Annotated in this window: 9 protein-coding genes; 3 read left to right on the plus strand and 6 right to left on the minus strand. The window is 73.1% G+C overall.

Annotated features, from left to right (window positions below):
- Window positions 1–2: 2 nt before the first annotated feature.
- The 4 genes from FA014_RS02770 to glnA all read right to left on the minus strand — a co-directional run bounded on the left by FA014_RS02770 (window position 3) and on the right by glnA (window position 5,593).
- A complete protein-coding gene (locus FA014_RS02770; protein ID WP_154728188.1) occupies window positions 3–701 on the minus strand; it encodes a hypothetical protein in 699 nt (232 codons plus the stop codon).
- Window positions 702–842: 141 nt separating this feature from the next.
- Window positions 843–1,346 (minus strand): hypothetical protein, encoded by a 504-nt coding sequence (locus FA014_RS02775; RefSeq protein ID WP_154728189.1) that lies wholly within the window; start codon window positions 1,344–1,346, stop codon window positions 843–845.
- 513 nt (window positions 1,347–1,859) lie between these two features.
- A complete protein-coding gene (locus FA014_RS02780; protein WP_154728190.1) occupies window positions 1,860–3,314 on the minus strand; it encodes a hypothetical protein in 1,455 nt (484 codons plus the stop codon).
- A gap of 854 nt (window positions 3,315–4,168) precedes the next feature.
- Window positions 4,169–5,593: a type I glutamate--ammonia ligase gene (gene glnA, locus FA014_RS02785; RefSeq protein WP_154728191.1), complete on the minus strand. Its 1,425-nt coding sequence runs from the start codon at window positions 5,591–5,593 to the stop codon at window positions 4,169–4,171.
- Window positions 5,594–5,764: 171 nt separating this feature from the next.
- Here glnA and FA014_RS02790 point away from each other — a divergent pair, with 171 nt between their 5' ends.
- Window positions 5,765–6,259 (plus strand): RDD family protein, encoded by a 495-nt coding sequence (locus tag FA014_RS02790; RefSeq protein ID WP_154728192.1) that lies wholly within the window; start codon window positions 5,765–5,767, stop codon window positions 6,257–6,259.
- A 230-nt stretch (window positions 6,260–6,489) separates the two neighbouring features.
- On the opposite strand, the gene FA014_RS02795 is transcribed toward FA014_RS02790, so the two are convergent.
- Entirely contained in the window at window positions 6,490–7,215 is a 726-nt protein-coding gene (locus tag FA014_RS02795; RefSeq protein ID WP_154728193.1) for a DUF4191 domain-containing protein, read from the minus strand.
- 185 nt (window positions 7,216–7,400) lie between these two features.
- Between FA014_RS02795 and FA014_RS02800 the strand changes: the two genes are divergently transcribed.
- Window positions 7,401–7,919: a flavodoxin domain-containing protein gene (locus tag FA014_RS02800; RefSeq protein WP_154728194.1), complete on the plus strand. Its 519-nt coding sequence runs from the start codon at window positions 7,401–7,403 to the stop codon at window positions 7,917–7,919.
- 7 nt (window positions 7,920–7,926) lie between these two features.
- Here FA014_RS02800 and FA014_RS02805 read toward each other — a convergent pair whose 3' ends face one another.
- Window positions 7,927–8,394 carry a MarR family winged helix-turn-helix transcriptional regulator gene (locus tag FA014_RS02805; protein WP_230322817.1) on the minus strand — a complete coding sequence of 156 codons (468 nt, stop codon included), beginning with the start codon at window positions 8,392–8,394 and terminating at the stop codon, window positions 7,927–7,929.
- 167 nt (window positions 8,395–8,561) lie between these two features.
- Here FA014_RS02805 and FA014_RS02810 point away from each other — a divergent pair.
- Window positions 8,562–9,655 (plus strand): MMPL family transporter (locus FA014_RS02810; protein ID WP_230322818.1); only part of this gene is annotated, 1,094 nt, incomplete at its 3' end.

Consider the following 9,655-nt stretch of genomic DNA (forward strand, 5'->3'; position numbering starts at 1 on the left):
GGTCAGTGCGGTGGCTCGGTGATGAAGGCGAGGAGCTCGGCTCCGAGGGGGCGGGTGCGCGCGGACAGGATGCCGTCGCCGGTCATGGTCGTGCGCAGCGCGATTGAAGACAGGCCCTCGCGGTCGAGGTCGCCGACGACTCGGTCCAGGAGGGTGGTGTCTTGGGCGAGGTCGGGGTAGGCGATCTCGATGACGGCGTGCTGGCTTCCGGCGTACAGGCGCGGCGGTTCGAGGCCGGCGTTCGTGAACCAGGCGACTGGGTCGCCGAACAGCTTCAGCAGCTTGATGTGGGTGGGGGTCAACGCTGCGAGGATGTCCATGAGGACGGCGTGGCGGTCGGCCTCGAGGTCCGGGGAGATCGTCGCGTTGAGCACGGCGTTGCGAAGCGCCTCGATCTTGAGGGGGCTGGCTGTCTCGACGGCTGCGCGGGTCGCTGGCCCGATCGTGTCGAGAAAGCCGGGTCGGTCGGACAGCTCTTCGAGCGCGAGGCCGTGGCGGTTGAGCGCGTCGGTGATGTCTTCGGCCCAGCGCTGCATGCGGGCCGTCCTGCCGCGAGTCACGGCGAGGTTGAGGAGTTCCACCGCGGCGCCGCCGACGACGGGAATCGCGGAGAGCGCGGCTCGTGCGAGCGCTTCGGTGAGTTCGCGCGTGAGCCCCGGGGCGTCCGGTGCCGGGATGGTGACTTCGGGGCTGTCGGCCATGGGATCAGGGAACCACGGCCCTCCGACAGGGTGAGGTCGGCGTCGGGGGTGCTCCGCGTGCTGACTCGCAGCATCGTGCGTGGCCACGGAGGCCGCCGAATCGGCGGGCCACACGCGATGCCAGACCTGCCGCAGTGGTCGCTAGTTGCGCTTTCGGGCCAGCGCCATGCCGGCGAACACACCGACCGCGGCAGTGATGAGCACGCTGCTCATCGCGCGCGCTGGGGCGACGCGCGCGTGGGTGCGGTCCTGTGCCGCAAGGACGGCGAGCAGGGCATCGTGCCGCTCGACCGCGTCGCGTTCGAGGTCCTTCGCAGCGCGACTCTCCAAGACGTGCATCCTCAGGTCGGTCGCGAGCGTTGCGAGGAAGGCCAGGAGGGTGGCCATCATCAGCCCGCCGAGGAACGGGTCGTCTGATGACGGGTGTTCGACGGCGTAGCCCAGCATGAGCGTGAGCAGCGCCCCGCATACGGTCAGGACCGCCCCGGCGATCAACCGGGTGACGCGCAGCCACGCGAGGGGCGCTGGGAAGAAGAGACTGGTGAGGATGGCTGCGGCTACGAGGCATCCGGCGATTGCGCCTGACCGCTGCCACACGTCCTGGACGACTGTTGTCAGCAGTACCGCCATGGCGAGGATCGCCACAGCGCAGAGCACGAGCAGCCAGAGGCGAAGCCGGTCGAGTCCAGAGCGTGTCGGAGGTGGTGTGGGTGTCACGGCCGCAGTCTGTCGTTCGTGCGTGCCGTCTTGACCCGGAAGCGGGTGCGCTCACCCGTTCGGCGACGGGGCGGGCGGTCAGGGGGGTCTTGTCTGGCGATCGATGCTTGGGTATGACTCGAGCGGGGTCAGGGGGTGTGGTGGGTTCCAGATCTGAGGTGGAGGCGCTGCTCGCGCCGTTCGCTGACGCCGGGTTCCCTTCGGGGTCGCGGTTCGTTGACGTCCCGCCGGACGTCGCGGCTCGCGTGCTGGATGCGGTAGACCCTGGTTCCTGCGGGCGGAACCGGGGTCGATCGTGAAGCCGACCGTGGCGCACCGCAGCCGCACTGCGTCGTCGGCGCCGGCGGTCACGGCGGGCACAGGGTCGGTGCCGACGGACAGCGAGTCCGGGGAGGAAGAGCCGCGCCGGGGTGGGACGTCCGTTCGCGGACAAGTCAGGCCTTAGCAGTCGTTCTCGTGCCCGAGCTCCCGGTCGTCGGCGACGGCTGCGTTCGCCTGTGCGGCCCGGTGCTCGCGATCAACACGGAGCACGTACCGGGCGGTCACGGTCAGTCCGATCGCGGTGGCGGCCGGCAGCCCCAGGACGAGCCACACGGCCGCCAGCACGGTGGCGATGGCGAGGACGGCTTGGACCGCGGGCCGCGTGCCTGATGCGTCGATCTCGGCGAGCGCGGTCACGATCGGACCGAGAAGAAGAGCGGCCGCGGCCCACACCGGCAGCGCCCACCACCGAAACCAACCGCGCCGCACGCGGATGCCTGCGCGCGTGAGTCGTCGCAGCCGGACCGCCCACTCAAGCGTGGCGACGACGCACCACGCGAGGGAGCCCAGCGTGACGGTGGCTGCGAGCATGAGGGCCGACGCCTGTGCGTAGGCGGTGGCGCCGACCGACGCGAAGACAGCGAGGGCGGCCATGGTGACCAGTGCTGACGCTGACGCGACCGCAGCGACTCGCTCGCTGCGCCGGACCGAGCGCACACGCACCCATCGCGCGGCGCGCCACGCGGCCCAAAGCAGCGCTGCCACGAACGCGGCCCACGCGACAACTCGCGGGGCGCCCGTCTCGAAGTCGATCCCGTCGAGCCTTGAGAGCTGTGCCTGCTGCCAGCGCGTGTACATGGGGGAGTTGACGATGCGCAGCAGGACGACGGGCACTGCGAGCACGGCGAGGCTTGCGACCCAGAAGCGCACGGGCTTGCGCAGCACCGCCTGCAGGCGGCGAACGGAGGCGACGACCGGCACGAAGACGCCTGCCATGGTGGCGATCGCGGTGGCGAGCCCGAACACGGCGAGCATGCTGGTGGCGCCCGACCCGGACAGCGGGTCGGCCAGCAACGGGATGACGACGAGGGCTCCGATCGACGCGACCGCGGTGAGCCGGCCGATCGCCTGGTTCCCCTCGCTGACCAGGAAGCGGGCGCGGGGTGCCAGCCAGCGCACGGCCCGGATCGTGCGCAGGGCGGTGGTGACCGCACCGGCGAGGTGCCACATCCGGACGCGCCAGCGAAGCGGCCGCACGCGAGCGAAGTAGCGCAGATGACGGTCGACGGCCGCGTCCAGCTGAGCGTCACGCTCCTGGGCGATCTCGACCTCGAGCTCCTCCGTACGTGGCACGTTGAGCACCGCGCACATGAGGTCGAGGTCGTCCGGCCGCTCGGGCGCCGGCAAGGCGGGAGCCCGGTTCGAGCGGCGGAGCTCAGCGACCGCCGAGGCCTCGCCCGTGGAGTAGTCGCCCTCGGCGATCCCGAGCGAGCGCTCCGCCACCCGCGCCGCCTCGGCCAGCACGGCATCCCACGTGGGCGACGTGTGCAGGACGACCGTCGCGTAGATGAGGAACGCCCCGTACAGCAGGAGGCTCAGGCCGGCGATCCAGATCACGACCTCGACCATGAACACGGTGCATCGCTCCCTTCGCACCCGCCCCTGGGCTGCCGTCTGCGAACCGGGGACAGTAGATCGTCACCCGCCTCATCGGCGTTCGCGGGCCTGATCTGCGGGAAGCGAGCGCCGCGGTGCAGGCGGGTTCGAGCGCGCTCAACGAGCCGATGGCCGACGCCCGGCACGCGGTGAACCGCCTCGAGCTGAGGCCCGACACGAAACTCGCGAGCTTCAGCGCGGGCCCGACCAGGCTCGGCGGCGCACACCGTGGTCGTCGACGTCCAGGAGAGCCGCCTGCGGACGGCGCTGGGCCGGGCGTCCCGGTCGGCGCTGCCCGCCATGGACGATGGGTCGTCATCGCGCGACCCGGCGGCCAGGGCGTCGTCGTCGGTTCCGGCGTACCGCGGGAGGTCCGGGTCGGCGGCCGCGGCGGCGGGTGCCGGCTCGCCCGCGGTGGCCGCCCGTCGGGGTGCCACGGGCGCCGGGGTCGCCTGCAGGGGGGTGGCCGTGGCGACGGCGTCGACGAAGTCGAGCACCCGCTCCCGGCGCCAGTACAGCCGCGCCGTGCGGCCCTCCGAGAGCCGGAACGCGGCCGGGAAATCCGGGCGGGCGATCAGCGAGCGGGGGGGCTCGGATCCCGACTCGGAACGCCAGGGCGACGTGCTCGACCGTCCAGATCGGGTCGGCCAGGTCCACCGGGGGCAGGGGCGTGGTGCGCGTGTGCATGCCGGGCACGGTTGGGAGCCGGGACATCGCGGCAATTGGCGCACGCGGTTGTGGCAGAAAAAGTGGCAGCCCCGCCACCACGAGGGTGACGGGGCTGCCGTTCGTGCAGGTCAGGCGCTCAAGGGAGCAGCCTCGAACCCTGACGCTTACACGTCGTAGTAGAGCTCGAACTCGTGCGGGTGCGGGCGCAGCCGGATCGGGTCGATCTCCGCGGACCGCTTGTAGTCGATCCAGGTCTGGATCAGGTCCGGGGTGAACACGTTGCCGGCGGTCAGCCAGTCGTGGTCGGCCTCGAGGTTGTCGAGCACCTCGCCGAGCGAGCCCGGGACCTGCTGGATGAGCGCGTGCTCCTCCGGGGGCAGCTCGTACAGGTCCTTGTCGACCGGCTCCGGCGGCTCGATCCGGTTCTGGATGCCGTCGAGGCCCGCCATCAGCATGGCCGCGAAGCACAGGTACGGGTTCGACGACGGGTCCGGCACGCGGAACTCGATGCGCTTGGCCTTCGGGTTCGAGCCGGTCACCGGGATGCGGATGCACGCGGAGCGGTTGCGGGCCGAGTACACCAGGTTGACCGGGGCCTCGAAGCCCGGGACGAGGCGGTGGTAGGAGTTCACCGTCGGGTTGGTGAACGCCAGCAGCGCCGGCGCGTGCTTCAGCAGGCCGCCGATGTACCAGCGGGCGAGGTCGGACAGGCCGCCGTAGCCCTTCTCGTCGAAGAACAGCGGCTTGCCGTCCTTCCACAGGGACTGGTGCACGTGCATGCCCGAGCCGTTGTCGCCGAACAGCGGCTTCGGCATGAAGGTCGCGGTGCGGCCGTCGGCGTGCGCGACGTTCTTCACGACGTACTTGAACAGCTGCACCTTGTCGGCCGACTTGGCGAGCGTGTCGAAGCGGTAGTTGATCTCCGCCTGGCCGGCGGTGCCGACCTCGTGGTGCGCCCGCTCGACCTTGAGGCCGAGGGCGTCCAGCTGGAGCGAGATCTTGTCGCGCAGGTCGGCGAAGTGGTCGACCGGCGGGACGGGGAAGTAGCCGCCCTTGTAGGGGGTCTTGTGGCCGAGGTTGCCACCCTCCTCGACGCGGCCCGTGTTCCAGGCGGCCTCGATGGAGTCGATCGAGTAGAACGCCGCGTTCTGCTTCGTCTCGAAGCGCACGTCGTCGAAGATGTAGAACTCGGCCTCGGGGGCGAAGAACGCCGTGTCCGCGATGCCGGTCGAGCGCAGGTACGCCTCGGCCTTGGCGGCGACCTGGCGGGGGTCGCGGGTGTAGGGCTCGTCGGTGTACGGGTCGACGATGTGGAAGTTCAGGCAGAGGGTCTTCTCCGTGCGGAACGGGTCGACGAACGCCGTCGTCACGTCCGGGAGCAGCTTCATGTCCGACTCGTTGATCGCCTGGAAGCCGCGGATCGACGACCCGTCGAACATCTGGCCCTCGACGAAGAAGTTCTCGTCCACGGTCGCGGCCGGCACGTTGAAGTGCTGCATCACGCCGGGCAGGTCGCAGAACCGGACGTCGACGAACTTGACGTCCTCGTTCTTGATGAAGGCCAGGACTTCCTCTGGCGTGCTGAACATCCGCTGCTCCTCGGGTTGACGTGCCCTCACCGGGCTCCGACGAGGCTAGGGGTGCCCAGTTTCCCGCCGGTGTACCGATTGTTTCCGCCGTGTTACGTCACCCCCGATCCGTGTTGCGGGCACGTGACGTCCCCGGTCCGGGGCCGCACGACGGGCGGTTACCGTTGACGCATGGTCGATCGCGAGGACGTCGGTTCGTGGCTCGAGGGGCCGCCCGTGGGGGACGGGAACGCGCCGAGCGGCTCCCGGCTGGGTCTGCCCGCCACGGGCAGCGGGTCGCTCGCGCCGCTGGGCCGCCGGCTGATCGCGCTGCTGATCGACTGGTTCGCCTGCCTCGCGATCGCGAACGTCTTCCTGCCCGCCGACGCGCAGCAGCTCGGGACGCTGGCGGTCTTCGCCGTCGAGAACGTGCTGCTCGTCGGGACGGTCGGCGGCACGCTCGGGCACCGGCTGCTCGGCATCCGCGTGCGGCGGGTGCGGCCGCCGGCCCTCGTGGCCCGGCCCGACGCGCGCCCCGCCGACGCGGGCCCGGACGCGCCGCCGAACCTGCTCCTGGCCCTCGTGCGCACGGTGCTGCTCTGCCTGGTCATCCCCGCGGTGGTCTGGGACGCCGACGGCCGCGGCCTGCACGACCGCTCCGCGGGCACCGCGATCGTCCGCCGCTGACCGGCAGCGCGACCGCTCCACGCCACTGCCCGCCACGCCGCGCCCCTGCCCACGCCTCCGGGCGGCGTTCGCCGAGATGGCAGCTCTCGGCTGTCCCGATACGCCGGCGCACAGCCGAGAGCTGCCATCTCGGCGAGGCGGGCGTGGGTGGGCGTGGGCGGGGGCGCCGCAGGAGAAGCAGGACGCGCCCGCACCCCCGGACGGGGTGCGGGCGCGTGCGTGCGTGCGGGTCAGCGGCCGCGCATGCCCTTGCGGTCGGGGCGGACGCGCATCGGGTCGACGCCCTTCGGCACCGGCATCTTGACCGCACCGAGCGCCTGGAGCCGCTTGACGACCTCGCCGACCTCGGCCTTGGTGAGCTGCGGCTTGAGGCGCTGGACCTTGCGCGCGAGCTGCGGCAGGGGCACCTGGCCCTCCTCGCGGCCGACCTCGATCAGCGTGATCGGCACGCCCTGCAGCACGCGGGCGGTGCGCTTGCGCTCGGACTCGAGCAGCTTGCCGATGCGGTTCGCGGGGCCCTCGCCGACCAGCACGATGCCCGGGCGGCCGACGCCGCGGTAGACGAGGTCCTGGGTGCGCGGGGCGACCGCGACGGGCTCCTGCGCGAACGTCCAGCCGCGGCGGATGGTGCCGAGCGCCGACAGCGCGGCGCCGGGCTGGCCCTCGATCCGACCGTACGCGGCGCGCTCGGCGCGGCGGGTCAGGGTGAACATGGCCGCGAGCAGCGCGAACGGGATGCTCAGCAGCAGCAGGTACCACCAGGTGAGGAAGAACAGCGCCAGCACCTGGCCGAGCGCGATGATCCCGACGAACACCCCGAGGATCAGCCAGGTGACCGCGGGGTCCTGCTCCCGCGTCATCTGGTACGCCTGCCAGACCTGGTGGTACCACCGGGTCTTCTTCACCTTCGCGGGCTTCGCGGCCGCGCCGGCGGTCGGGTTCTTCTCACGGGCCATGACCCGGGAGTCTACCGGCGCGCGGGGCGTCGCCGTCGCCCGGTCGGGACCCCGGTGCCGCGCCCGGCCAGGACCCGGCGGGGCGTCGCGGGACCGAGGTCCCTGGTGACCGTTGCTCCGTCCGGGTGACGCTGGGAGCACGGGCGCGGCGCGGGGCCGCCCCACGGGGCGCGGGGGAGGCGACCATGCGGGTCCTGGTGACGGTGGCGTCGCGGCACGGCAGCACGCGGGAGATCGGCGCCGAGGTGGCGGAGGTGCTCCGGGCCGCGGGACACGACGTGGCGGAGGTCGAGCCCGACGACGTCGGCTCCGTCGACGAGTACGACGCGGTGGTGCTCGGCTCGGCGGTGTACGTGGGCCGGCTCGCGGCGGCGCTCCGGGAGCTGGTCGACCGGCAGGGCGCGCAGCTCGCGGACCGGCCGACGTGGCTGTTCTGGTCCGGGCGGGTCGGCGAGCCGCCGCTGCCCGCGGCCGAGCCCGACGACGTGCGGGTGGTGGCCCGGCGGGTGGCCGCGCGGGACGTCGTGTCGTTCGGCGGGCGGCTGGCGCGCGAGGAGCTCGGGCTGGCCGAGCGGGCGCTGGTCGCGATGATCGAGGCCGAGGCGGGCGACTTCCGCGACTTCGACGAGGTGGACGCCTGGGCGGGCCGCGTCGCGGTGGACCTGCGACGACTCGAGCGCGACGGGACGGTGCCCGGGCGCTGAGGGGTCGTCAGCGCCGGGCGACCAGGAGCAGCAGGGCCCGCAGCTGGTCGACCTGCTCCGGCGTCAGCCCGTCGGTGACCATCGCCTCGGCGGCGACCGGGTCGGAGGCCGCGAGGACGGCCGCGCGCCCGGCGTCGGTGGCCGAGATCTGGTGCTTGCGCCGGTCGGTGGCGTGCGCTGTCCGGGTGACGTAGCCGGACCGCTCCAGCCGCGCCAGCACCCGGCTCATCGTCTGCTCGGTGACGTCGCACATCGCCGCGAGCTCCGCCTGCGTGCGGGGGCCGCGGAGCAGGATCACCAGGACGGGCTGGCTCGCGTGGTTGAGGTCCCAGGACGCGAGGTGCGCGTTCCAGTCGCGCTCGACCCGGCGCGCGGCGGCGGAGAGCAGCCGGCCGACCGGCCAGCCGCTCGGCTCCGGTGCTGCCATCGCCTGCCACCGCGGGTGCTCCTGCGGCCCTCCGGCGTCGCGCTCCACTGCTCCCTCTCCTCCTGCTGGGCGGTTGCCCCGGGCTCATGTTGCCGGAACGCGGCGCATCCCGCATAGTGCTCAGCATGCTGAGGGATCGGGCGCGGGGGATCGGGCGGGGACTGGCTGTGCTGGCGGTCGCCGCGGGGTGGTTGGCAGTGGGCTCGCTCGGGGGCATGGCCCAGGGGCAGCTCTCGCAGGTGCAGACGAACGACGCGGCGGCGTTCCTGCCCTCGTCGGCGGAGTCGACGCGCGCCGCGGAGGCGTCGGCCGCGTTCACGGAGTCCGAGTCGCTGCCCGTGCTGGTGGTGCTCGAGGCCGAGGACGGCGGGCCGCTGGACCCGTCCGCGATCGCGACGGTCCAGCCGGTCGTCGACGGGCTCGCGGACGTGGCGCTGCCGGGCGCGGACCCGGCGGCGGGCGACCCCGCGACGCTCGGCGACGTGCTCACGGGCGACCCCGTCGTCGTGCCGTCCCAGGACGGGGAGGCGCTGCTGGTGCCGCTGTCCCTGGACGCCGACCAGGCCGACGCCTCGCTCGCCGACGACGAGAGCGTCGTCGGCGCGGCCGTGCAGGCCGTGCGGGACACCCTCGCCGACGAGCTCGGCGCGACCGCCGACTCCTCGGGCGAGGCGGGCCTGCGCGCCTGGGTCACGGGGCCCGGCGGGTTCGTCGCGGACCTGACCAACGCGTTCGGCGGGATCGACGGCGTGCTGCTGCTCGTCGCGCTCGGGGCCGTGCTGGTCATCCTCGTGCTGGTCTACCGGTCCCCGTTCCTGCCGCTCGCCGTGATCTTCACGGCGGTGTTCGCGCTGTGCGCCGCCGCGCTCGCCGTCTACCACCTCGCCGACGCCGGGGCGCTGACGCTCAACGGCCAGGCGCAGGGCATCCTGTCGATCCTCGTGGTCGGCGCGTCCGTGGACTACGCGCTGCTGATCGTGGCCCGGTACCGGGAGGAGCTGCGGACGGTGGAGGCGCCGGCCGCCGCCATGCGCCGCGCGCTGCGCCGCAGCCTGGAGCCGATCACCGCCAGCGCGGGCACCGTGGTCGCCGGGCTGCTCTGCCTGCTGCTCTCGGACCTCGCGTCCAACCGGTCGCTGGGCCCCGTGGGCGCCCTCGGCATCGCCGCCGCGTACCTGGCGGCGTTCACGCTGCTGCCGCTGCTGCTGCTCGTCGCGGGCCGGCGGTCGCGGGCCCTGTTCTGGCCGCGCGTGCCGCGGGTCGCCGAGCCGGGCGCGCACGCGGTGGGCCGGGCGCACGACGAGCCGGC

This window comes from Cellulomonas hominis (assembly GCF_005239125.1).
In the GTDB taxonomy this organism is placed as follows: domain Bacteria; phylum Actinomycetota; class Actinomycetes; order Actinomycetales; family Cellulomonadaceae; genus Cellulomonas; species Cellulomonas hominis_A.